Origin of the sequence: Phytohabitans kaempferiae (assembly GCF_042433955.1) — a bacterium.
GTDB lineage: Bacteria > Actinomycetota > Actinomycetes > Mycobacteriales > Micromonosporaceae > Phytohabitans > Phytohabitans kaempferiae.
On sequence record NZ_JBHLUH010000013.1, the window covers coordinates 90,331 to 112,359 of the forward strand.

Sequence of the window (22,029 nt, forward strand, 5' to 3'; positions counted from 1 at the left end):
CCCCCCTCACATGCTCGCCAAGAGCGCCCCACGCTGGTTCGCGGGGCTTGGTGTGGTCGGCGCGCTGATCGCCACGACCGCCATACCGGCAGCCGCTCAGGCCGCCGCCCAGGTCAGCCTCTTCTTCAGCGACACCACGGTCGCCGCCGGCGGTCCGGGCAAGGTCGACAGCGTTTTCCTCTTCGCGACCGGGCCGGTCGTGCTCGACAAGCCGGTCGTCACGTTCGACGCCACCGATCTCGCGGGCGTGGTCGAGATTGAGGACGAGAGCCTGTCGTCCTACTGCGAAGAGCCTTCGCCCGGCGTCCTGCGTTGCCAGGACCCGTTCGAGATCGAGTTGGACGAGGACACCCTCGCCGTGCCCTTCAGCATCGTGATGACCGCGGCGCCGGGCGCGACCGACGGCGACGAGGGCACCCTCAAGGTCACGCTCACCGCACCCGGGATCGACGCGGTGAGCCACGAGGCGCGGCTGCGCGTCGGGGAGGGCGTCGACCTCGCCGCGGGCGACAACGCCGAGGTCTCCGCCGCTCCGGGCGCCGCGTTCACCGCCCCGCTGCGAGTGCGCAACATCGGCGATACCACGGCGGAGGGCGCCGTCGCGATCTTCTACAACGACTACGGCTTCCAAGCGGCCCAGAAGTACAGCAACTGCACGTACGACGGCGACGAGGTGCGCATCTGCACCTTCGACGGCGACCTGGCAGCCGGGGCCGACTACGGCGTGCCGTTCGCGTACCGGTTGCGCGCGGACACGTACGCGCCGGGCAGTCAGTTCGGCGAGGTGGGCTGGATGACGCCCGCGGAGTACGAGGATCTCCGTGCCTACCTGGACAAGTTCGGCATCGACGCGGGCCAGCCGGGCGACGGTCCAAAGCTGGAGCTCAGCCAGGTGGTCGGCGCGCAGGCGCGGGGCCGGCAGGCGGACACCGACCCGTTCAACAACTGGTCGTACGTGGAGGTCAAGGCCACCGGCGAGAACGGCGCCGACCTCGAGGCGATCGGCGCCGAGTTCGACGGCGAGGCGGGCACGACCACCGATGTCGAGCTCAAGGTGGTCAACAACGGTCCGGCGGTGCGCAGCAGCGGCCGCGGCGGCGAGACGATCACGCGGGTGAAGGTGGTCGTGCCGTCCGGTACGACGGCGGTGGCGGCGCCCGAGGAGTGCCACCCGACAACGGCCGACGACAACACGGGCGAGGATGTCGACTGGGAACACCCCGGCAAGGCAGGCGCCCCGGCGTACTTCTGCGACGGCGGCCTCTTCCTCGCCGTGGACGAGACGCTGGCCTACCCGTTCACCTTCCGGATCGACGAGGTGATCGCCGACGCGGCGGGCGCCATCACGGTCAACGCGCCGTGCGAGTGCCCGACCTTCGGCGACGACCTCGACAAGTCCAACGACACGGCGAAGATCCTGGTCAACGGCACCGGCGGGGGCGGCGGCGGGCTGCCCGTCACCGGCGCCTCGACCGGCATCGTGGCCGGCGCCGGCGCACTCCTGCTGGCCGCGGGCGTCGCCGGCTTCGTGATCGCCCGGCGCCGCCGGATGCGTTTCGTGGCCTGACGAGAGATCCTGTTTCGTAGGCGGGCACGCTCTACGAAACGAGCCCGGGGGTGTGGTTCGCGGCTAAGACGGACCACGCCCCCCGGCTCATCGTCGGCCGCTGCTCGAACGCGGGTCGGGCAGCAGTCGGCGTAGCGTCTCGCCGGGGCCGAGAAACCAGTGCGCGGACGCGCACCGCACGCGTACCACCTCGACCGGCCCGTCGGTCGAGTCGGCGTGACCCACCGTGGTCACCTCAGCGGGCAGCCCGCACTCTGGGCAGTCATAGAGCATTGGGTACCTCCCCACCCCCATGACACTCCGTGTTCGCTACGAGGGAGTTACAACCAGGCGTGATACCCGCCACGGCGGCGGTGGCATAGTTGACCGGGTGATCCCCGCCACTCCCGCCGCGCTGGCCGAGGCGCTCGCCGGTGTGGGTTACCTGGCCGACGACGGGCTCGCCACCGCCGGACACCTCGCGCTCAAGCTGGGCCGCCCGCTCTTCCTGGAGGGCGACGCGGGAGTGGGCAAGACCGCGTTCGCGCAGGCCCTCGCCGCGGCGACCGGGGCACACTTCGTGCGGTTGCAGTGCTACGAGGGGCTCGACGCCGCCCAGGCGCTCTACGACTGGGACTTCCCGCGCCAGATCCTGCATCTTCGTACCGTCGAGGCGGCGGCCGCCGCAACCGGGGACAAACCAGACACCGCGGCCCTGGAGGCGAGCCTCTACGACCGCCGCTTCCTTGTCGCCCGCCCGCTGCTCCAGGCGCTCGAGGTGAGCCCCTGCGTGCTGCTCGTCGACGAGATCGACCGGGCCGACGACGAGTTCGAGGCGTTCCTGCTGGAGATCCTCGCCGACGCCGCGATCACCATCCCCGAACTGGGCCGGATCGCCGCCGAGACGCCGCCGCTGACCGTGCTGACCAGCAACCGCACGCGCGAGGTGCACGACGCGCTCAAGCGCCGCTGCCTGTACCACTGGGTCGAGCATCCCAGCTTCGCCCAGGAGGTGGCGATCATCCGCTCCCGCCTGCCGGAGGTGAGCGAGCGGCTCGCCGCCGACGTCGCGGGCGCGGTGCAGCGGATGCGGCAGCTCGACCTGATCAAGGCGCCCGGTGTCGCCGAGGCGCTCGACTGGACCAGCGCGCTGGCCGCGCTCGGTGCCCGCGAGCTCGACCCCGACCTGGCCGCGGCCACGCTCGGCGCGGTGCTCAAGTACCGCGAGGACGGTGAACGCGTGAAGGCGGCGGCGCCGTGGCGCGCCTGAACCGGCCGCGCCGATGACCTCCGGCGACCTCGTCGGCGTCCTCGTCGGCTTCGCCCGCACGCTGCGCAACGCGGGCGTGCGGGCGACGGGGGAGCGGGTCGAGGCGATGGTGGCCGCGGTCGGCGCGCTCGACGTGACCCGCCCGGAGGACGCGTACTGGGCGGGCCGCCTCACGCTCTGCGGCGAGCCGGACGACCTGCCGGTCTACGACGCCGCCTTCGCCGCCTACTTCGGGGGGCGCGCGCCGCCCCGCCCGCCGGCCGCCGTGCCCGCGAAGCGGCGGGGCGTGGCGCTCTTCGCGCGGGCCGACCCGAACGGGGGCACCGCCGCGGTCGGCGACGACGACCTGGCGGTCGCGGCCAGCCCCGCCGAGGTCCTGCGCCGCCGCGACCTCGCCCTTCTCTCCACCGCCGAGCGCGACGAGGTACGCCGCCTCGTGGCCCTGCTCGCCCCGGCCACCGCGGCCCGGCCGGGCCGCCGCCACCGGCCGTCCCCGGTCGGCGGGGTCGATCCGCCGCGCACCGTCCGGCGCATGCTCCGCCACCTCGGCGAGCCGACCCGCCTGGCCCGGCGCGAGCGGCGGGACAAGCCGCGCCGGCTCGTACTGCTGCTCGACGTCTCCGGCTCGATGGCGCCGTACGCGGACGCGCTGCTCCGCTTCGCCCACGCGGCGGTGCGGCGCCGGCCTACGCTGACCGAGGCGTTCACGCTCGGCACGCGGCTGACCAGGGTGACCCGGGCGCTGCGCCACCGCGACCCGGACGCCGCCCTCCGCGCCGCCGGCGAGGCGATCCCGGACTGGCACGGCGGCACGCGGCTGGCCGACTCGCTGAAGGCGTTCCTGGACCGGTGGGGCCAGCGCGGCACGGCCCGCGGCGCGGTGGTGGTGCTCTTCAGCGACGGCTGGGAGCGAGGCGACCCGGCGCTGCTCGCCGCCCAGATGGCCCGGCTCTCCCGGCTGGCGTACCGCGTGGTGTGGGTCAACCCGCACCGGGGCAAGCCGGGGTACGAGCCGCTGGTCGCCGGCATGGCGGCCGCGCTGCCGTACCTCGACGACTTCGTCGCGGGGCACAGCCTCGCCGCGCTCGAAGACCTGGTCCGGGTCATCAGTCGATCGAAGCCGTGAGGCCACGGGGCCTGACCGCGGCGGTGGAGGAGCGGCGGAGCGGGGTAGGCGTGAGCGGGAGTCGTGAGGCTACGGGGCCTGACCGCGGCGGTGGAGGAGCGCCGAGCGGCGGAGCGGGGTAGGCGTGAGCGGGAGTCGTGAGGCTACGGGGCCTGACCACGGTGGTGGAGGAGCGCCGAGCGGCGGAGCGGGGTAAGCAGAGATCATGCTGTTTCCGGCGTGTTACGCCGAACCTCTTGCGGGTAGCCGCCCGGAGGGCTTGTCTGGGGGTAGGTTCCCGCTCCTGACGGGAGGGATGATGACCCATATCAGCATCACCGTCGATGACGTCCGCTACGACGACGACGTCCAGCCCCGCACTCTGCTCGTCCATCACCTGCGCGAGCGGCTGGGCAAGGTGGGCACCGTGGTTGGCTGCGACACCAGCAACTGCGGCGCCTGCACCGTTCTCATGGCCGGCGAGTCCGTGAAGAGCTGCACCGTGCTGGCCGTGCAGGCCGACGGTCTGGAGATCACCACGGTCGAAGGGCTGGCCGGCTCGGGGGGCGAGCTGCATCCTGTGCAGCAGGCGTTCCACGACCGCCACGCGCTCCAGTGCGGCTTCTGCACGCCCGGCATGATCATGGCGGCGGTCGACCTGCTCGCCGAGAACCCCGACCCCACCGACGCGCAGATACGGGAGGGGCTGGAGGGCAACCTGTGCCGTTGCACGGGCTATCAGAACATAATCCGGGCGGTCAGCGACGCGGCCGCGGCGATGCGCGCCACCGACGCGGCACCGCCATCGGCGCCCGCTCCCACGCCAGACCCGGTCGCCGCTCCGGCTCCGGCGGAGGTCGTCTCATGACGATCATGGAGGAGCGCCCGGCCGCCGAGGTGGGCGCGGCGCGGCGGCGCAAGGAGGACGCCCGCCTCATCACCGGCCGCACGATGTGGACGGAGAACATCACGCTGCCCGGCATGCTGCACCTGGCGATCCTGCGCAGCCCGATGGCACACGCCCGGATCACCCGGGTCGACGTCTCGGCGGCGCTGCGCGAGCCAGGGGTCGTGGCGGCCTTCGGTGGCGCCGACGTGGCCGGCGTGCAGGGGAGCCTGCCGTGCGCCTGGCCGGTCACCGAGGACATGGTGCTGCCCGACCATCCGCCGCTCGCGGTCGACGAGGTGCGGCACGTGGGCGAGGCGGTCGCCGTCGTGGTGGCCCGCGACCGGCCCAGCGCGGTCGACGCGCTCGCCGCCATCGAGGTCGACTACGAGCCGCTGCCGGTCGTGCTCGACATGCCCGACGCGATCGCCGAGGGCGCCGACCTCGTACACGCCGACAAGGGCACCAACAAGGCGTACACCTGGATCTTCGACTCCGGCGACGCCGGCACCGGCCAGTCCACCGACACCGCGTTCGCCGGCGCGGAGCTGGTCATCAAGCGGCGATACGTGCAGCAGCGGCTGATCCCCGCGTTCATGGAGCCGCGCAGCGTCGTCGTCGACCCGACCGGCGACCAGCACACGGTCTACTCGGCCACGCAGATCCCGCACATCCTGCGCTTCCTGATGGCGGTCGTCACCGGCACGCCGGAGCACAAGGTGCGCGTGGTCGCTCCGGACGTGGGCGGCGGCTTCGGCGGCAAGCTCCAGGTCACGGCCGAGGAGATGATCACGTTCATCGCGGCGCAGCGGGTCGGCAAGCCGGTCAAGTACACCGAGTCCCGCTCCGACAGCCTCCTCTCCGCGCACCACGGGCGCGACCAGATCCAGGAGCTGGAGCTGGCCGCCAAGCGCGACGGCACGGTGCTCGGGCTGCGCGTGCGGCTGCTCGCCAACATGGGCGCCTACATGGGGCTGGTCACGCCGGGCGTGCCGCTGCTCGGCGCGTTCATGTACAACGCGATCTACAAGTTCCCCAGCTACCGCTTCGAGTGCGTCGGCGTCTTCACCAACACGACCATCACCGACGCCTACCGCGGCGCCGGGCGGCCCGAGGCCACATTCGCCATTGAGCGGATCATGGACGAGCTGGCCGTCGAGGTCGGCCTGGACCCCATCGAGGTACGCCGGCGCAACTGGATCAGGCACGAGGAGTTCCCGTTCGACACGGTTGCCGGGCTGACCTACGACTCAGGCAACTACGAGGCCGCCACCGACAAGGCGTTGAGCCTGTTCGGCTACGACGAGCTGCGGCGCGAGCAGGCCGCCCGGCGGGAGGCCAACGACCCGGTGCAGCTGGGCATCGGCGTCTCCACGTACACGGAGATGTGCGGCCTCGCGCCGTCCCGGGTCCTCGGCACCCTGCGGTACGGCGCCGGCGGCTGGGAGACCGCGACCGTGCGCGTGCTCCCCACCGGCAAGGTCGAGGTGGTCACCGGCACGTCGCCGCACGGCCAGGGGCACGAGACGGCGTGGAGCCAGATCGTGGCCGACCAGCTTGGCGTCGCGTTCGAGGATGTCGAGGTGCTGCACGGCGACACGCGCACCTCGCACAAAGGGCTCGACACCTACGGCTCCCGCTCGCTCGCGGTCGGCGGCTTCGCGCTCGTCAATGCCTGCACGCGGGTCCTCGACAAGGCCAAGCCGATCGCCGCGCACCTGCTCGAGTGCGACGTCTCCGACCTGGAGTTCACCGGCGGTGCCTTCCGGGTCCGGGGTGCGCCCTCGGACGCGGCGGGCAAGACGCTCGCCGACTGCTCGCTGGCCGTCTTCGCGGCGCACGACCTGCCCGACGGTGTCGAGCCCACATTGGACGCCGAGGCCACCTACGACCCGACCAACTTCTCGTTCCCGCACGGCACGCACCTGTGCGCGACCGAGGTCGACACCGAGACCGGGCGGGTCACCATCCGGTCCTATGTGGCCGTCGACGACGTAGGGCGGGTCGTCAACCCGCTGATCGTCGAGGGCCAGGTGCACGGCGGCGTGGCGCAGGGCATCGCCCAGGCGCTCTTCGAGGAGGCCGTCTACGACGACGAGGGCAACCTGCTCACCGGCACCTTCGTCGACTACACGCCGCCGAGCTCGGCCGACCTGCCCGAGATCGTGAGCGACCGCACCGAGACGCCCGCGCCGGACCATCCGCTCGGCACCAAGGGCGTCGGCGAGGCCGGCACGATCGCCTCCACGCCGGCCGTGGTCAACGCGATCGTCGACGCGCTGCGCCCGTACGGGGTCGACGACATCCGCATGCCGTGCACGCCGGAGCGCGTGTGGCGGGCCATCCAGGGGGGTGACCGGTCGTGATCCCGGCCGCGTTCGACTACACCAGACCGTCCACCGTGGACGAGGCGGTGCGCGCGCTCGCCGACGGGGGCGAAGACGCCAAGGTGCTCGCCGGCGGGCAGAGCCTGATCCCCGTGCTGCGGCTGCGCCTGGCCGCGCCCAGCGTGCTGGTCGACCTCGGCGGCGTGGGCGAGCTGCGCGGCGTACGGGACGACGGCGACGCGCTCGTCATCGGTGCCACCACGCGCCACGCCGACGTGCTCCGCGACCCGCTGATCGCCGAGCACGCGCCGCTGCTCGCCCAGGCCACCGAGACGGTCGCCGACCGCCAGGTGCGCCACCTGGGCACGCTCGGCGGCTCGCTCTCGCACGCCGACCCCGCCGGCGACCTGCCGAGCGTGGCGGTGGCGCTCGACGCCTCGTTCGGGATCGCCGGACCGGGCGGCCGGCGCACGGTGCCCGCGTCGGAGTTCTTCGTCGACTTCCTGACCACGGCGCTCGCGCCGGACGAGGTGCTCGTGTCGGTGCGCGTGCCGAAGCGTCCAGGGTGGACGACCCACTACGAGAAGTTCAACCGGGTCGCCCAGGCGTGGGCCATCGTCGGCGTGGCCGCGGCCGTGCGCCGGGAGAACGGGAGCATCGCCGAGGCCCGGGTCGCGCTCACCAACATGGGCTCGACCCCGATCCGCGCCTCGGGAGTCGAGGAGGCGCTCGCCGGCGCACCGGCCACTGTAGACGCTGTGGCGTCCGCGGCCGGCCGGGCCGCCGAGGGGGCCGACCCGCCGTCCGACGTCTTCGCCTCCGCCGACTACCGGAGGCACCTGGTGACCGTGTTGACGAGGCGGGCCGTCGTATCCGCGGGAGGTATTTCGTGAAGCTCGACCATTCATTCACCGTGCCGGTCCCCGTCGACGAGGCGTGGGGCGTGCTGCTCGACGTGCCACGGGTCGCTCCGTGCATGCCGGGCGCCACGCTTGCCGACTTCGACGGCGACGAGTTCAGCGGCACGGTCAAGGTGAAGGTCGGGCCGATCGTGTTGACGTACACCGGAAAGGGCCGCTTCGTCGAACGCGACGAGGCGGCCCGCCGCGTGGTGGTCGAGGCGTCCGGCCGGGACACTCGCGCCTCGGGTACCGCCTCCGCCACGGTCACCGCCACGCTCGTACCCGACGGCGACTCGACCCGCGTCGAGGTGGCGACCGACCTGACCGTGACCGGCAAGCCGGCGCAGTTCGGCCGGGGCGTGCTCGCCGACGTGGGCGGGCGGCTGATCGGGCAGTTCGCCGACTGCCTCGCGGAGAAGCTGTCCGGGGCGGCCGGCACCGGAAAGGCGCCCAGCCCACCGCCCGCTCCCGGGCCGCTGATGGCGCCGGAGACCCAGCCCGAGGCGGAGGTCGAGCCGATCGACGTGCTCAGGCTGTCGGTGGGCACCGCCGCCGCCCGGTACGCCGGACTGATCGCACTCAGCGCCGGCGCCGCCGCGCTCACCTGGCTGGTCATCCGGGCGCTGCGGCGCTGATACGGTGGCGCGGTGGAGGCCACCGACCCGGCGCGAGCGGCGCTCGTCATCCCCGGCGGCATGTTCGGCCCGCACGCGCCCCTGCTGATGTACGCCGCCGAGGCGGCCCGCGCCCGGGCCGCCTCCGTGCGCCCGTTCTCCTGGAGCCGCCCCGACGAGCCACGCCACCTCGACCCGTCGGCCCGTGGCCCGTGGGTCCTGGCCGACGTGACCCCGGCGCTCGACCGGCTCGCGCGGGAGTGGCCGGCGGCCACGCCACTGCTGATCGGCAAGTCACTCGGCTCGTACGCCTCGGTGCTCGCCGCCGACCGCGGACTGCCGGCCGTCTGGCTAACGCCGGTGCTCACCGACCCCTGGGTCGTCGACGGGCTGCGCCGCATGACCGCGCCGTTTCTGCTGGTGGGCGGCACGGCCGACCGCATGTGGGACGGCGACCTCGCACGCGGGCTGACCCCGCACACACTCGAGGTCGAGGGCGCCGACCACGGCATGCACGTGCCCGGCCGCCTCGCCAGCTCCGCCGCGGTGCTCGGGCAGGTCGCGACCGCGGTGGAAGACTTCCTGGACGAGGCCGTCTGGCCGAGCCAGCGTCCAGTTGCTCGTTGAAGCAGAACATTTGGGCTACCGCGACGTCCGTCGTGGTCCGGGCCGCCGCTCCCGCGGCCTCGCCCTCCGCGTGCACACGACCCCGCCCCGGCCGGCGCCGAGGTCTGTGTCACGGCGGCCTTCCGGCCGCGGAAACCATCATCGTGGCGCGACGTCCGGCGCCAGGCGACCATGGTCGCCTGGCGCGTCGACCCCGAAAGGTCCTCTACAGCGTGTACTCCAGTGTGTAGGTGTGGCCGCCGTCGGCGTCGACGACGATCTGGCCGGCGCCGCGGATCGTGCGCAGCTCGCCGGTGCCGGAGTCGGGGACGATCGCCCAGAGCAACGTCTGCCCCGCCTCGGCCTCGGCCGTGGCGCTGTGGTGCAGCACGAACGTGCCGGCCCGCCCGCCGACCGTGCCGCTGAACCGCTCGAACCCCACGTACGCGGCGGAGGTCTCCACCGGCGTCGTGCACGTCAGGATGGTCGTGCTGCTGGCACCGGACAGGTCGCCGGTGAACGTCTTCGTCACCTGCGCTCGCGCCAGCGTCGCCCCCTCCGCCTCGTCGAAGGTCTCCTGGTCCCAGCCGTCGATCGTGAACGTGCCCTTGGCGTACTCCGTCATGCCGCCCAGCATGCCGCATGACCCTGACAGCCTGTGTCAGGTAGGTCGCTCCCGCTTCGGCAGCTTGCTGACCACCGCCTCGTACGAGGAGTCGACCGCCTCGCGCACCTCGTCGTCGGGGATCCCGCCGCCGACGCGGAGCGTATTCCAGCCGGAGCGCCCGATGTAGGGCATCACCGACGCGTCCTCCGGGTAGCGGGCGAGCCACTCGTCGGCCACCTCGCGGTTGGGCCCGCACTTCACGCCCACGCCCGGCGGGCTGGAGCCGAGGAAGGCGAAGATCTTGCTGCCCACCTTCACCACGACGTCGCCCTCCCAGGGCTCGTCCTGCCACGCACCGGGTTTGTCCAGGCAGTACGCCAGCAACTCGTCCCACGTCATGAGGTCAGGCTAGGAGAAGACCGAGCCCGAGGGTGACCGTGCCGGCGGCCAGCGCGGCGGCGCCCAGCCACAGGAACCAGAAGAAGCTGTTGGGCTGGGTCCCAGGAGCACGGCGTCGACCGCCAAACATTTCCGGAGGTACGGTGGCCTGATGGTGACTGCGGACGACATCCGGCGCGTGGCGCTCTCGCTACCCCGGGCCTACGAGGCGCTCGTGCGCGACCGGGTCAAGTTCCGGGTCGGCCGCATCGTGTTCGTGTCGCTCTCGGCAGACGAGACGGTCATGGGCTTCGGCTATCCGAAGGAGGAGCGGGCCGCGCTGATCGCCGCCGAGCCGGAGAAGTTCTTCATGCCGATCAGGTCCGACGAGCGATACAACTGGGTCCGCGTGTGGCTCGCGAAGATCGACGAAGGCGAGATGCGCGAGCTGGTCACCGACGCCTGGCGGATGTGCGTGCCCAAGAAGGTAATCGCGGAGTACGAGGCGTCGCCGCGCTGAGCCGGCCCCGCGCTCAGCTCGCCCGCTGGGTCTTCCAGCGCGGGGCCGGGAAGGCGTGCGCCTCCAGCGCAGGCGGGAGCGGGGCGACGCCGGGGCCGCCCGCCCGCATCCACGCGGCGATCCGCGCCTCCGCGTCGCCGTCGAGCACGCAGCCCAGCCAGACCGGGCGGGCGCCGTCGCGGCGGGCGGCCGGGGCGGGCTGCACCACGACCACATTGGACTCCCCGCAGACGTTGAGGCAGTCGCTGACCCGTACCCGATGCTGCTGGCCCGCCGCGGCGCGGAAGCGACCCACCTGGCCGTCGTGGTCGACGCCGGGGTGTTTGCGGGTCGTGCCGCAGCAGCAGCCGCGGCAGATCGTCAGCGTGACCGGGGCGGCCGGTGCGCCCGCCGGCGCGGCGCCGGCGGGCGGCGCCGCGCCTTCTGGCCCGGGCAACGGCTCACGCCGCGGTCGTGGCGCGCACGCGGCGAGGCGTGAGCAGCAGGCCGAAGCTCAGCCCGAACACCGTCCACAGTGCCGCCAGCTCGGCCACCGACGCGAGCCGGAAGTCCCACAGCAGCGCGGCCGGGATGTCGGCCGGCACACCGTCGGGAGTGGACGGCCACGTCATCAGCAGCGCGGTGTAGCCGACAGCGCCGACCGCCACCCCGGCGGCCGCGCGGTAGGCGGGCGGCCACGGGCGTGCGGCGAGCCGGTCGTGCACGAGGAAGGCCAGCCAGGTCACCGCGATCGCCGCGGCGATGAGCGTGAAGTACTGCACCGTGCGCTCGGTCACCGTGTCCGGGTCGCCGACGCCGGGCGGGTTGGCAGGGTACTTGAGAGCGGGCAGCAGCGCCACGGTCGTGAACGCGAGAAACGCGAGCAGCGCCGCGCGGCCGAAGTCGGTGGTGCCCGGCAGCCGGTGGCGCACGCGGGCGAAGACCACGCCCACCACGAGCGCGAGGCAGACGGCGACGGCGGCCGCGGCGACCATGCCGCCGAAGACCTGCGTGGCGCGGCTGAACAGCGGCTCCTCGTCCGAAGTGGAGCGTGCCGCCTCGATCGCGAGCGCGTCGTCGATCCGCGGCTCCACGACGAGGAGGGCGGCGAGTGCGGCGGCCACGCCGGCGAACAGCCCAGCGAGAGCCGCCCGGCGCAGCACGGCGCCGAGGGTGAGGGGAGTCATCGGGCTAGTGGCAGGGAACGCCGAGCGCGTGCCGGCCGTCGTGCGTGAACTCGTGGATCTGCTCCGCGAACGCTGTGCCGTTGAGCTGCAACAACACGAAAACGACAGCCAGTGCGGCGGCCGCGAGCAGCCAGGCTGCGGCGGGCACGCGGATCTGTGCGACGGATGCTGTGGGTGCCGAGGGTGCGGCCATGCCAGGTGTTCCTCTCGTCCATGCCTCGTGGCGATGCGGTCGAACTGCCACGGCCGGTCTCCTGGCTCCCGGATCGACACGCTCCCTCGACCTTCCCAGACCGTCGCCGGCCCAGTGGTGTTGCGAGGGAGCACTCCCCGGTCACAGTGGCGAGGACCACGCCGGATTTTCACCGGCTTCCCGAGCACCGTGGCTTGGGCAGCGTAACTCTGAACTGGTGTTTGACGCCAGCCCTCCGGCTGGGTCAGCATGGCCCGCATGCTCGCCGCCTATCCCTTCTCCGCCATCGTCGGATTGGCCGACCTCCGGCTCGCGCTCCTGCTCACCGCCGTCAACCCGGCGATCGGGGGCGTGCTCGTGCGGGGCGAGAAGGGCACCGCCAAGTCGACGGTGGTGCGGGCGCTCGCCGCGCTGCTGCCCGAGCTCGACGCGGTGCGAGGCTGCCGCTTCGCCTGCGACCCCGCCGCGCCCGACGCCGAGTGTCCGGACGGCCCGCACGGGTCGACCCCGCCGGTGGTGCGCCGCCGATCGTCTCTTGTGGAGCTTCCGGTCGGCGCCACCGAAGACCGCGTGGTGGGCACGCTCGACATCCAGCGGGCGCTCGCCGAGGGCGTAAAGGCTTACGAGCCAGGGCTTCTCGCCGCCGCCCATCGTGGACTGCTCTATGTGGACGAGGTCAATCTGCTTCCCGACCACCTGGTCGACCTGTTGCTCGACGCGGCGGCGATGGGGCGGGCGCACGTCGAGCGCGACGGTGTCTCGGTCAAGCACGCGGCGCGGTTCCTGCTCGTCGGCACGATGAACCCGGAGGAGGGCGAGCCGCGCCCCCAACTCGTCGACCGCTTCGGGCTCGTGGTCTCCGTCGGGTCGCCGGACGAGCCCGCGCCCCGGGCCGAGGTGGTGCGGCGGCGCCTGGCGTACGACGCCGACCCGGACGGCTTCGCCGCGCGCTGGGCCGACGAGGACGCCCTCGTGGCCGGCCGGATCGCCGAGGCGCGGGGGCGGCTGCCCCGGGTCGAGTTGCCGGACGGTGAGCTTGACCGGATCGCCCGCATCTGCCTCGCGTACGGGGTGGACGGGCTGCGCGCCGACATCGTGGTGGCGCGGGCGGCGATCACGCTCGCGGCGTGGCACGGGCGCGACACGGTCACCGCCGACGACGTACGGGACGCGGCCCGGCTCGCGCTGCCGCATCGGCGCCGCCGCGACCCGCTCGACCCGCCCGGTACGGACGAGGAGCGGCTCGAGCGGACACTGTCCGATGAGGAGCCCGAGCCGGAGCCCGATCCCGGCCCGCCCGATGGGGGTCCCGCGGGTGGCGCGCCGCCCGACGGAGAGGCGGACGGTGACGGTGGCTCGTCCGGCAGCCAGCCGCCCGCCGCCCCAGGGCAGCCGTACCGGCCGCGCGTGCTGACGCTGCCGAAGACCGGGGAGCGGGCGCACACCGGCCGCCGCTCGCTCGCGTACGCCCGGCGGGGGCGGGTCGTCGGCGCCCGCCTGCCCCAGGGCTCCGGCGCGCCGCACCTGCCCGCCACGCTGCTGGCCGCCGCGGCGCGGGGGAGCCGTACGGTCGCCCCGGCCGACCTGCGCGAGGCGGTCCACATCGGACGGGAGGCCAACCTCGTGCTCTTCGTGGTCGACGCCTCCGGCTCGATGGCGGCCCGCCAGCGGATGGCGACGGTCAAGGCGGCGGTGCTGTCGCTGCTGCGCGACGCGTACCAGCGGCGAGACCGCGTGGGCATGATCACATTCCGGGCCGCGGGAGCCGACGAGGTGCTGCCGCCGACCTCCAGCCACGAGGTGGGCGTGCAGCGGCTGGCCCGGCTCCGCACCGGCGGGCGTACCCCGCTCGCGGCCGGGCTGGAGGCGGCCGCCCGTACGCTCCGCGCCGAGCGCCGCCGCGACCCGCGCCGCCGCCCGCTGCTCGTCCTCGTCACCGACGGCCGCGCGACCGCCGGGCCCGACCCGATCTCGGTCGTGCCCGCGCTCGCCGGCACCGCCGCGGTCGTGGTCGACTGCGAGTCCGGCCCGGTGCGGCTTGGGCTGGCCCACCGGCTGGCCGCCGCGCTGGACGCGCCGTGCGTGCCGCTCGCGCAGCTCTCCGCGCCGGGGCTCACCGCGTCCGGGCGGGCCGCCTGATGCCGCAGGGCAAGCCGGAGGTCACGCCCGACGACGGGCTCACCACGCGCGAGCGCCGCCGCCAGCCGGTCCTCGCCGTCCACACCGGACAGGGGAAGGGCAAGTCCACCGCCGCGTTCGGGATGGCGCTGCGCGCGTGGAGCGCCGGCTGGAGCATCGTCGTGTACCAGTTCGTAAAGAGTCCGAAGTGGAGAGTCGGCGAGGAGGCGGCCCTCCGCGCGCTCGGCGAGACCGGCAAGGGCGGCGCGGTCACCTGGCACAAGATGGGCGAGGGCTGGTCGTGGATCCAGCGCCCCGGCACCGAGCGCGACCACGCCGCCGAGGCCGCCGAGGGGTGGGCCCAGATCAAGCGCGACCTGGCCGCGGAGGCCTACCGGTTCTACGTGCTCGACGAGTTCACGTACCCGATGAAATGGGGTTGGGTCGACGTCGCGGACGTCGTCGCGACGTTGCGCGACCGGCCCGGCTCGCAGCACGTGGTGGTCACCGGGCGCGACGCCCACGCCGACATCGTGGCCGCCGCCGACCTGGTCACCGACATGACGAAGGTCAAACATCCGATGGACGCGGGGCGCAAGGGACAGCAGGGCATCGAGTGGTAGACATCCCGCGCGTGGTCATCGCGGCGCCCGCCTCGGGGCACGGCAAGACGACGGTGGCGACCGGGCTGCTGGGCGCCTTCGCCGCGCGAGATCGGCGCGTGGCCGGCTTCAAGGTGGGGCCCGACTACATCGACCCGGGCTACCACGCGCTCGCCGCCGGCCGCCCTGGCCGCAACCTCGACCCGGTGCTCGTCGGCGAGGAGCGGATCGTCCCGCTCTTCGCGCACGGCTGCGCGGGCGCCGACCTGGCGGTGGTCGAGGGGGTGATGGGCCTGTACGACGGCCGCGTCGGCGCCGGCGACTTCGGCTCCACCGCGCACGTCGCCGCGTTGCTCGCCGCGCCGGTCGTCCTGGTGGTCGACGCCTCCGCGCAGGGGCGTTCGGTGGCGGCGCTGGTGCACGGGTTCCGCTCGTTCGGGAGCGTGCGGCTGGCCGGCGTCATCCTCAACCGGGTTGGCTCCGACCGGCACGAGGCGCTGCTGCGCGACGCGTGCGAGGAGGTGGGCACGCCCGTACTCGGTGCGCTGCGCCGCCACTCAGCGGTGGCCGCGCCGTCGCGACACCTGGGGCTGGTGCCGGTGGTCGAGCGTTCCGCGGAGGCCGCCGCGTCGGTGGCCGCGCTCGCCGCGCTCGTGGCCGGTGGCGTCGACCTGGACGCGGTGTTGGCGGTGGCCCGGGACGCACCGCCGCTCACCGCCGAGCCGTGGTCACCCTCCACGGTGGAGCCGGTCGCCTGGCACCGCCGCCCGGTGGTCGCGGTCGCGGGCGGGCTGGCCTTCAGCTTCGGGTACACCGAGACCGTCGAGCTGCTCCGCGCGGCCGGCGCCGATGTGTCCACCGTGGACCCCCTCCGCGACGAGGCACTGCCCGCCGGGACGCGGGCGCTCGTGGTGGGCGGCGGCTTTCCCGAGGTGTACGCGGACCGGCTGGCCGCCAACGCCCCACTCCGCGCCGCTGTGGCCAGGCTGGCGGCGAGCGGCGCCCCGATCGCGGCCGAGTGCGCGGGTCTGCTGTGGCTCTGCCGCACGCTCGACGGCGCCCCGATGTGCGGCATCCTCGACGCCGACGCCGCCATGACCGACCGCCTCACGCTCGGCTACCGCGACGCGGTCGCGCTGACCCGCAGCCCGCTGGCCGAGGCCGGTACGCGGGTGACGGGGCACGAGTTCCACCGCACGGCGGTCACCCCGCGGGCCGGCGCGGCGCCCGCGTGGGCCTGGCGGGAGGCGGGGGCGGAGGGCTTCGTCGTGGGCGGGGTGCACGCCTCCTACCTCCACCTCCACTGGGCCGGCCGCCCCGACATCGCCCGCCGCCTCGTGGCCGCGGCCGCCTCTGGGGGTACCCCCGCCGGCTGATCGCGCGCGGTGGTGGCCCGGGCGGTGGTGGCATGGGCGGACCGGGCGTGCCGGTGGCCTCGGCCTGGTGGCCGCCGCCCCGCGACATCGACCTGAGCCAGGGCCGCGGGAATGAACGGCCGGCCCGGGGGAAACCGGGCAGAAGTTGGCGCGTGCCGGTACAAGAATTGGCGTTCTTGTACCAACGGTCCCTCGTTGGCAGTATTGCCAAAGCCGTTCAACGAGGAGGACAACTCCGTGAACGAAATCCCTGACCCGTTGCCCGACGTCGCCATCTCCGTGGGCGCGGTTGCCGTGGCGCGGCGGGCCCACGAGCTTGGTGTCGCTCTCACACCGGCGCAGTGCGAGGAGCTCGCCCGCGCCGCGCTGGAGGCGGGCACCGCCTACCTGTACACCGACACCGAGACGGAGCCGGCCGCCGGCCCCGGCTAGGGCCTTTCTCACAAGGGCATGTCCGGCCCGTGGCGGGCCCGGACGACGACCGGCGGCACTGGGCGCCGCTTGGGCCTCGATCGGCGTCGGCATCGGCTGGCTCCGATTCGGGGTCGAGGTGTGGTCGCGCGGCTTGGCCGTGTTCGGACCTGGTGTCGTCTGTTGGAGAAGCTGTCGAGCTGGGCGCACCGGTGCGCCCAACCCGGGCGGACGCCCGATCCGGTCGGTCGCCGCGCCGGACCCGGCAGGTGCGTGGGCAATGTCGGGGACATAGCCCCTTGCGGCCGCTTTGAAGGGGCTGTGTCCCCGACATTGCCCCACCAGCCTTCGAAGTCGAGGTCTCGGCGGCTCGTGCGGTGCCGTGGGATTCAAGCTCGACCGGATGGTGAGACCGGGACCGAGGCGCGTTGGGGCGGGTCGGGATCGTGGGGACGCGGAGGGTGAGGCTGCGGGAGCAGCGGCCAGGAGCACGACGGGCATCGCGGCAGCTCCCCTTCTGCCACACCGGAGCGAACCGCGACGGAAGGCGCGAACCTCGACCGCGAAAAGATCGCTAGCGGCCCTCGAGGTCGCCCTCCGTGCTCAGGTACGCCTCGCGGAGGCCCTCCAGCACCGCCGGGTCGGGATACTCCCAGAGCTTGCGGTCGGCTGCCTCCAGCAGGCGTTCCGCGATCGCGTGCAGGGCCCACGGGTTGGCGCGTTCGAGGAAGGCGCGGTTTTCCGGGTCTAGGACGTAGGTCTCGCCGAGCTTGTCGTACATCCAGTCGGCGACCACGCCCGCCGTCGCGTCGTAGCCGAAGAGGTAGTCGACCGTCGCGGCGAGTTCGAAGGCGCCCTTGTAGCCGTGCCGGCGCATCGCCTCCAGCCACCGCGGGTTGACGACGCGGGCGCGGAAGACGCGCGCGGTCTCCTCGTGGAGGCTGCGGGTGCGCACGGCCTCGGGCTGCGTGCTGTCGCCGATGTACGCGGCGGGCGCGGTGCCGGTGAGCGCGCGCACCGTGGCGATCATGCCGCCGTGGTACTGGAAGTAGTCGTCGGAGTCGGCGATGTCGTGCTCGCGCGTGTCCACGTTTTTGGCGGCGACCGCGATCCGCCGGTACGCGGTCTCCATGTCGCCGCGCGCGGGCACGCCGTCGAGGCCGCGGCCGTAGGCGAAGCCGCCCCACTGGGCGTACACCTCGGCGAGGTCGGCGTCGTCGCGCCAGTTGCGGCTGTCGACGAGCGGGAGGAGGCCGGCACCGTACGCGCCCGGCTTGGATCCGAAGACTCGCGCGGTCGCCCGCCGCTCGTCGCCGTGCGCCGCGACGTCCTCGGCGACGTGGGCGCGGACGAAGTTTTGCGCCGGAGGCTCGTCGAGCGCTGCCACGAGCCGCACCGCGTCGTCGAGCAGCACGACCACATGGGGGAACGCGTCGCGGAAGAAGCCACTGATCCGCACCGTCACGTCGATCCGCGGGCGGCCCAACTCGGCGAGGGGGATGGCGGCGAGGCCGTTGACGCGGCGGGACGCCTCGTCCCACTGTGGACGGACGCCGAGGAGCGCGAGCACCTCGGCCACGTCGTCGCCGGCGGTACGCATCGCGCTGGTGCCCCAGACCGAAAGCCCGACCGAGCGGGGCCACTCGCCCGTGTCCGCGCGATAGCGGGCCAGCAGCGAGTCGGCCATCGCCTGTCCGGTCTCCCACGCGAGCCGGCTGGGCACCGCCTTGGGGTCGACCGAGTAGAAGTTGCGGCCGGTGGGGAGCACGTTGACCAGGCCGCGCAGGGGTGAACCACTCGGCCCGGCCGGGATGTAGCGGCCGTCGAGCGCGCGGAGCACGTTGGTCAGCTCGTCGGTGGTGCGCGCCAGCCGGGGCACGATCTCGGTCGCGGCGAACCGGAGCACGTCGGCGGCCGGGCCCTCCGGCACGGCGGCCGGGTCCCAGCCGGCGTCCTCCATCGCCGCCACGAGTGCGCGTGCGGCGGCCTCCACGCGGTCGACCTCGGCGAGCGGCGCGTCCGCGGTCAGGCCGAGCGCCTCGCGGAGCCCGGGCAGCGCCGCCACCTGGCCGCCCCACATCTGCCGCGCGCGCAGCATCGCGAGCACCAGGTTGACCCGCGACTCAGCCTCCGGCGGCACGCCGAGCACGTGCAGCCCGTCGCGGATCTGCGCGTCCTTCACCTCGCAGAGCCAGCCGTCCACGTGCAGCAGGAAGTCGTCGAACTCCGCGTCGTGCGGCCGGTCGTCCACGCCCAGGTCGTGGTCGAGGCGAGCGGCCTGGACGAGCGTCCAGATCTGCGCCCGGATCGCCGGCAGCTTGGCCGGGTCGAGCGCGGCGATGGTGGCGTGCTCGTCGAGGAGCTGCTCCAGGCGGGCGATGTCCCCGTAGGTCTCGGCGCGCGCCATCGGCGGCACGAGGTGGTCGACCAGCGTGGCGTGCGCGCGCCGCTTCGCCTGCGTGCCTTCGCCCGGGTCGTTGACGAGGAACGGGTACACCAGCGGCAGGTCGCCCAGCGCCGCGTCCGGCCCGCACGACGCCGACATGCCGACCGTCTTGCCGGGCAGCCACTCCAGGTTGCCGTGCTTTCCGATGTGGACGATCGCGTGCGCGCCGAAGGTGTCGGCGACCCACCGGTACGCGGCCAGGTAGTGGTGGCTCGGCGGCAGGTCGGGGTCGTGGTAGATGGCGATCGGGTTGGCACCGAAGCCGCGTGGCGGCTGCACCATCACCACCACGTTGCCGGCGCGCAGGGCGGCCAGCACGATGTCGCCGGCCGAGTCGACATACAGCTCGCCCGGCGGCGGCCCCCAGTGCCGCTCGATCCCCTCCCGCAGCTCGGCCGGGAGCGTCGTGTAGTACGCCGCGTAGTCGGCGGCCGGGATGCGTACCGGATTGCCCTCCAACTGCTCCTCGGTCAGCCAGTCGGGATCCTGGCCGCCCGCCGCGATGAGCGCGTGCATTAGCGCGTCGCCGTCGTCCGGCAGGTCGCCGACTGAGTACCCCCGCTCGCGCAGCGCGCCAAGCAGCCGCACCGTGCTCGCGGGCGTGTCGAGGCCGACCGCGTTGCCGATGCGCGAGTGCTTGGTGGGGTACGCCGACAGCATCAGCGCGACCCGCTTCCGCTCCGGCGGTACGTGGCGGAGCCGGGCGTGCGCGACGGCGGTGCCGGCGACCCGGGCGGCGCGCTCGGGGTCGGCCACGTACACGGTGAGGCCGTCGGGGTCGATCTCCTTGAACGAGAAGGGCACCGTGATGATGCGCCCGTCGAACTCGGGGATCGCCACCTGCGTGGCCGCGTCCAACGGGGACAGTCCGTCGTCGGTGGCGGCCCACGCCTCGCGGCTGCTGGTGAGGCAGAGCCCTTGCAGGATGGGCACGTCGAGGGCGGCGAGCGCGCCGACGTCCCACGCCTCGTCGTCGCCGCCCGCGCTCACCTCGGCGGGTCGCGTGCCGCCCGCCGCCAGCACGGTCACCACCAGCGCGTCCGCCTGCCCGAGCGTGGCCAGCAGGTCGGGATCGGGCGTGCGCAGCGACGCGCAGTAGACCGGCAGAGGGCGCCCGCCGGCCGCCGTGACCGCCGCGCACAGCGCGTCGACGAACGCGGTGTTGCCCGCCACGTGGTGCGCCCGGTAGTAGAGCACCGCGACGACCGGCCCGTCGCCCTCGGGCAGCTCGCCGGCGCCCCACACCGGCGTCGGCTCCGGCGGCGCGAAACCGTGCCCGGTCAGCAGCACCGTGTCGGAGAGGAACTGGTGCAGCTGGGCGAGGTTGCCCGGCCCGCCGTGCGCGAGGTAGGCGTGTGCCTCCGCGGCGACCCCGCTCGGCACCGTGGACAGGCGCATCAGCTCGGCGTCGGGCGCCTGCTCGCCGCCGAGCACCACCACCGGGCGGGGGCCGGCGAGCAGCGCGTCGAGCCCTTCCTCCCAGGCGCGGCGCCCGCCGAGCAGGCGGACGACCACCAGGTCAGCGCCCTCCACCAGGTCGGGAAGGTCGCCCACCGCGGTGCGCGCCGGGTTGGCCAGACGGTACGGAGCGCCGCTCGCCCGCGCGCTCAACAGGTCGGTGTCGGACGTCGACAGCAGCACGAACACGGCCACAGCCTCCCTCGGGATCCGCGTCCCGGGTCGAAGGGCGCGGCGACTGGAGTGTCTGGCTCCCGAGCGGTCGCTCGGTGACAGTGGCGGGACCGCGCCGGACTCGCACCGGCTTCCTCCGCTTGTCGCCGCGGGTTGCGGAGACCAGCGTAGCTGCCCGTAGTATCCGGCGCGTGTCCGACTCCTTACCTCGTTCCGGACCTCGTTCCGGCCCGGACGCCTGCCCCGGGGCGATCCAGGTGCACCAGGCGCTCGACGGCGGGCTGGCGCGCGTGCGCGTGCCCGGCGGCGCCCTCACCTCGGCCCGGTGGCGCGCGGTCGCGGAGGCGGCGGCCGACCTCGGTGACGGCGGCCTCGAGCTGACCTCGCGGGGCAACCTCCAGGTCCGTGGTCTGGCGGCCGGCGCGGAGCAGTCGCTCGCCGAGCGACTGTCGGTGGCCGGCCTGCTCCCGTCGGTCACCCACGATCGGGTACGGAACATCGTCGCCTCGCCGCTGAGCGGGCGCGACGGCCGGGGCGTGCTCGACGTCCGGCCGCTCGTGGCGGAGCTGGACGCCGCGCTCCGCGCCGACCCGGCCCTCGCCGACCTGCCCGGCCGCTTCCTCTTCGCCCTCGACGACGGCCGCGGCGACGTCGCAGGGCTCGGCGCCGACGTGGGGCTGCGCGGGCGCACGGTGCTGCTCGCCGGGCGGGACAGCGGCCTGCGGGTCGCGGCGGGCGAGGCCGTGGCGGCGCTGGTGGCCGCCGCGCACGCGTTCCTCGCCGAGCGGCAGAAGGAGTGGCGACTGTCCGAACTGGACGACGGTGTCAACCGGGTCGCGGCGCGGCTCGGCGCGGCCCCGCCCGGGCTGCCGGCCGCGCGCCCCGTCTCCTGGGGCCCGATCGGGGCCGTGCCCCAGGTGGACGGTCGAGTGGCGGTCGCGGCGGCCGTACCGCTCGGGCGGCTGGACCGGGCGCAGGTGGAGGTCCTCTGTGGAGCACCGACCGTCATCGTCACGCCGTGGCGCGGGGTCGTGCTGCCGGACCTGCCCGACGAGAGCTTCCTCGCCACACTCGACGAGGCCGGGCTGGCCACCGATCCCGACTCGCCGTGGGTCGGCGTGACCGCCTGCGTCGGGTCACCGGGATGCGGCCGGGCACACGCGGACGTCCGCGCCGACGCCGCCGTGCACCACAGTGGACATCCGTCGCACGGGCTGCCGGTGCACTGGGTCGGCTGCGAGCGTGCCTGTGGCAGCCCGGCCGGCGAGCACCTGCGGATGCTGGCCACAGTGGACGGATACGTGACGACGTGAGCGAGCGAACC

At 74.0% G+C, this 22,029-nt stretch carries 22 protein-coding genes and 2 riboswitches; of the genes, 14 read left to right on the forward strand and 8 right to left on the reverse strand.

Annotation, left to right across the window (positions count from 1 at the left end; genetic code table 11):
* The first annotated feature begins 10 nt into the window (after positions 1-10).
* Positions 11-1,567: an LPXTG cell wall anchor domain-containing protein gene (locus ACFFIA_RS12130; protein ID WP_377249918.1), complete on the forward strand. Its 1,557-nt coding sequence runs from the start codon at positions 11-13 to the stop codon at positions 1,565-1,567.
* A gap of 87 nt (positions 1,568-1,654) precedes the next feature.
* Here the strand turns inward: ACFFIA_RS12130 and ACFFIA_RS12135 are convergent, their stop codons facing one another.
* Positions 1,655-1,840, reverse strand: coding sequence for a hypothetical protein (locus tag ACFFIA_RS12135; RefSeq protein ID WP_377249921.1), 186 nt, complete (start codon positions 1,838-1,840; stop codon positions 1,655-1,657).
* Between the two features lie 97 nt (positions 1,841-1,937).
* Between ACFFIA_RS12135 and ACFFIA_RS12140 the strand changes: the two genes are divergently transcribed.
* From ACFFIA_RS12140 to ACFFIA_RS12170, 7 genes are all read left to right on the forward strand, one after another.
* Positions 1,938-2,816: an AAA family ATPase gene (locus tag ACFFIA_RS12140; RefSeq protein ID WP_377249923.1), complete on the forward strand. Its 879-nt coding sequence runs from the start codon at positions 1,938-1,940 to the stop codon at positions 2,814-2,816.
* Between the two features lie 13 nt (positions 2,817-2,829).
* Positions 2,830-3,942 (forward strand): vWA domain-containing protein, encoded by a 1,113-nt coding sequence (locus ACFFIA_RS12145; protein ID WP_377249926.1) that lies wholly within the window; start codon positions 2,830-2,832, stop codon positions 3,940-3,942.
* A 298-nt stretch (positions 3,943-4,240) separates the two neighbouring features.
* Complete coding sequence (locus tag ACFFIA_RS12150) at positions 4,241-4,789, forward strand: (2Fe-2S)-binding protein (RefSeq protein ID WP_377249929.1); 549 nt, start codon at positions 4,241-4,243, stop codon at positions 4,787-4,789.
* Positions 4,786-7,173 (forward strand): xanthine dehydrogenase family protein molybdopterin-binding subunit, encoded by a 2,388-nt coding sequence (locus ACFFIA_RS12155; RefSeq protein WP_377249931.1) that lies wholly within the window; start codon positions 4,786-4,788, stop codon positions 7,171-7,173. The genes ACFFIA_RS12150 and ACFFIA_RS12155 overlap by 4 nt, the downstream gene beginning before the upstream one ends.
* Complete coding sequence (locus tag ACFFIA_RS12160; RefSeq protein ID WP_377249934.1) at positions 7,170-8,027, forward strand: FAD binding domain-containing protein; 858 nt, start codon at positions 7,170-7,172, stop codon at positions 8,025-8,027. The genes ACFFIA_RS12155 and ACFFIA_RS12160 overlap by 4 nt, the downstream gene beginning before the upstream one ends.
* Positions 8,024-8,671: an SRPBCC family protein gene (locus ACFFIA_RS12165; protein ID WP_377249937.1), complete on the forward strand. Its 648-nt coding sequence runs from the start codon at positions 8,024-8,026 to the stop codon at positions 8,669-8,671. Before ACFFIA_RS12160 ends, ACFFIA_RS12165 begins: the two co-directional genes overlap by 4 nt.
* Positions 8,672-8,683: 12 nt before the next feature.
* Positions 8,684-9,277: a dienelactone hydrolase family protein gene (locus ACFFIA_RS12170; protein WP_377249939.1), complete on the forward strand. Its 594-nt coding sequence runs from the start codon at positions 8,684-8,686 to the stop codon at positions 9,275-9,277.
* A 205-nt stretch (positions 9,278-9,482) separates the two neighbouring features.
* Here ACFFIA_RS12170 and ACFFIA_RS12175 read toward each other — a convergent pair whose 3' ends face one another.
* Genes ACFFIA_RS12175 through ACFFIA_RS12185 form a run of 3 tightly spaced genes read right to left on the reverse strand, consistent with a single transcriptional unit; the run spans position 9,483 to position 10,392 of the window.
* A complete protein-coding gene (locus ACFFIA_RS12175) occupies positions 9,483-9,881 on the reverse strand; it encodes a DUF3224 domain-containing protein (RefSeq protein ID WP_377249942.1) in 399 nt (132 codons plus the stop codon).
* A gap of 36 nt (positions 9,882-9,917) precedes the next feature.
* Positions 9,918-10,262 (reverse strand): MmcQ/YjbR family DNA-binding protein, encoded by a 345-nt coding sequence (locus ACFFIA_RS12180; protein WP_377249945.1) that lies wholly within the window; start codon positions 10,260-10,262, stop codon positions 9,918-9,920.
* 4 nt (positions 10,263-10,266) lie between these two features.
* Complete coding sequence (locus tag ACFFIA_RS12185) at positions 10,267-10,392, reverse strand: hypothetical protein (protein ID WP_377249947.1); 126 nt, start codon at positions 10,390-10,392, stop codon at positions 10,267-10,269.
* A gap of 21 nt (positions 10,393-10,413) precedes the next feature.
* Between ACFFIA_RS12185 and ACFFIA_RS12190 the strand changes: the two genes are divergently transcribed.
* A complete protein-coding gene (locus ACFFIA_RS12190) occupies positions 10,414-10,761 on the forward strand; it encodes an MmcQ/YjbR family DNA-binding protein (protein ID WP_377249949.1) in 348 nt (115 codons plus the stop codon).
* A 13-nt stretch (positions 10,762-10,774) separates the two neighbouring features.
* Here ACFFIA_RS12190 and ACFFIA_RS12195 read toward each other — a convergent pair whose 3' ends face one another.
* The 3 genes from ACFFIA_RS12195 to ACFFIA_RS12205 form a co-directional block, all read right to left on the reverse strand.
* The gene (locus tag ACFFIA_RS12195; protein WP_377250276.1) at positions 10,775-11,125 is read right to left on the reverse strand and encodes a hypothetical protein; all 351 of its coding nucleotides are present in this window, start codon (positions 11,123-11,125) and stop codon (positions 10,775-10,777) included.
* A 76-nt stretch (positions 11,126-11,201) separates the two neighbouring features.
* Entirely contained in the window at positions 11,202-11,927 is a 726-nt protein-coding gene (locus ACFFIA_RS12200) for a CbtA family protein (protein ID WP_377249952.1), read from the reverse strand.
* Positions 11,928-11,931: 4 nt separating this feature from the next.
* Entirely contained in the window at positions 11,932-12,120 is a 189-nt protein-coding gene (locus ACFFIA_RS12205) for a CbtB domain-containing protein (protein WP_377249955.1), read from the reverse strand.
* 34 nt (positions 12,121-12,154) lie between these two features.
* Positions 12,155-12,327, reverse strand: a riboswitch (cobalamin riboswitch).
* Between the two features lie 51 nt (positions 12,328-12,378).
* On the opposite strand from ACFFIA_RS12205, the gene ACFFIA_RS12210 reads away from it, so the two are divergent.
* From ACFFIA_RS12210 to ACFFIA_RS12225, 4 genes are all read left to right on the forward strand, one after another.
* Positions 12,379-14,259 carry a VWA domain-containing protein gene (locus ACFFIA_RS12210; RefSeq protein ID WP_377249958.1) on the forward strand — a complete coding sequence of 627 codons (1,881 nt, stop codon included), beginning with the start codon at positions 12,379-12,381 and terminating at the stop codon, positions 14,257-14,259.
* Positions 14,259-14,861, forward strand: coding sequence for a cob(I)yrinic acid a,c-diamide adenosyltransferase (gene cobO / locus ACFFIA_RS12215; protein WP_377249960.1), 603 nt, complete (start codon positions 14,259-14,261; stop codon positions 14,859-14,861). The genes ACFFIA_RS12210 and cobO overlap by 1 nt, the downstream gene beginning before the upstream one ends.
* Entirely contained in the window at positions 14,855-16,216 is a 1,362-nt protein-coding gene (locus ACFFIA_RS12220) for a cobyrinic acid a,c-diamide synthase CobB (RefSeq protein ID WP_377249963.1), read from the forward strand. Before cobO ends, ACFFIA_RS12220 begins: the two co-directional genes overlap by 7 nt.
* Positions 16,217-16,453: 237 nt before the next feature.
* On the forward strand, positions 16,454-16,648 hold the full coding sequence (locus ACFFIA_RS12225) for a hypothetical protein (protein WP_377249965.1): 195 nt from the start codon (positions 16,454-16,456) through the stop codon (positions 16,646-16,648).
* A gap of 553 nt (positions 16,649-17,201) precedes the next feature.
* Here the strand turns inward: ACFFIA_RS12225 and ACFFIA_RS12230 are convergent.
* Positions 17,202-20,726: a cobaltochelatase subunit CobN gene (locus ACFFIA_RS12230; RefSeq protein WP_377249967.1), complete on the reverse strand. Its 3,525-nt coding sequence runs from the start codon at positions 20,724-20,726 to the stop codon at positions 17,202-17,204.
* A 46-nt stretch (positions 20,727-20,772) separates the two neighbouring features.
* Positions 20,773-20,842, reverse strand: a riboswitch (cobalamin riboswitch).
* Between the two features lie 54 nt (positions 20,843-20,896).
* On the opposite strand from ACFFIA_RS12230, the gene cobG reads away from it, so the two are divergent.
* Entirely contained in the window at positions 20,897-22,018 is a 1,122-nt protein-coding gene (gene cobG / locus ACFFIA_RS12235; protein ID WP_377249969.1) for a precorrin-3B synthase, read from the forward strand.
* The last annotated feature ends 11 nt before the right edge of the window (positions 22,019-22,029 follow it).

Excerpts from the sequence above, each read along its gene's own strand:
- ACFFIA_RS12185 (WP_377249947.1), bottom strand. The coding sequence starts at position 10,392 with ATGTTTGGCGGTCGACGCCGTGCTCCTGGGACCCAGCCCAACAGCTTC.
- ACFFIA_RS12190 (WP_377249949.1), top strand. The coding sequence starts at position 10,414 with ATGGTGACTGCGGACGACATCCGGCGCGTGGCGCTCTCGCTACCCCGG.
- ACFFIA_RS12180 (WP_377249945.1), bottom strand. The coding sequence starts at position 10,262 with ATGACGTGGGACGAGTTGCTGGCGTACTGCCTGGACAAACCCGGTGCG.
- ACFFIA_RS12145 (WP_377249926.1), top strand. The coding sequence starts at position 2,830 with ATGACCTCCGGCGACCTCGTCGGCGTCCTCGTCGGCTTCGCCCGCACG.
- cobO (WP_377249960.1), top strand. The coding sequence starts at position 14,259 with ATGCCGCAGGGCAAGCCGGAGGTCACGCCCGACGACGGGCTCACCACG.
- ACFFIA_RS12210 (WP_377249958.1), top strand. The coding sequence starts at position 12,379 with ATGCTCGCCGCCTATCCCTTCTCCGCCATCGTCGGATTGGCCGACCTC.
- ACFFIA_RS12150 (WP_377249929.1), top strand. The coding sequence starts at position 4,241 with ATGACCCATATCAGCATCACCGTCGATGACGTCCGCTACGACGACGAC.
- ACFFIA_RS12155 (WP_377249931.1), top strand. The coding sequence starts at position 4,786 with ATGACGATCATGGAGGAGCGCCCGGCCGCCGAGGTGGGCGCGGCGCGG.
- ACFFIA_RS12200 (WP_377249952.1), bottom strand. The coding sequence starts at position 11,927 with ATGACTCCCCTCACCCTCGGCGCCGTGCTGCGCCGGGCGGCTCTCGCT.
- ACFFIA_RS12135 (WP_377249921.1), bottom strand. The coding sequence starts at position 1,840 with ATGCTCTATGACTGCCCAGAGTGCGGGCTGCCCGCTGAGGTGACCACG.
- ACFFIA_RS12130 (WP_377249918.1), top strand. The coding sequence starts at position 11 with ATGCTCGCCAAGAGCGCCCCACGCTGGTTCGCGGGGCTTGGTGTGGTC.
- ACFFIA_RS12175 (WP_377249942.1), bottom strand. The coding sequence starts at position 9,881 with ATGACGGAGTACGCCAAGGGCACGTTCACGATCGACGGCTGGGACCAG.
- ACFFIA_RS12205 (WP_377249955.1), bottom strand. The coding sequence starts at position 12,120 with ATGGCCGCACCCTCGGCACCCACAGCATCCGTCGCACAGATCCGCGTG.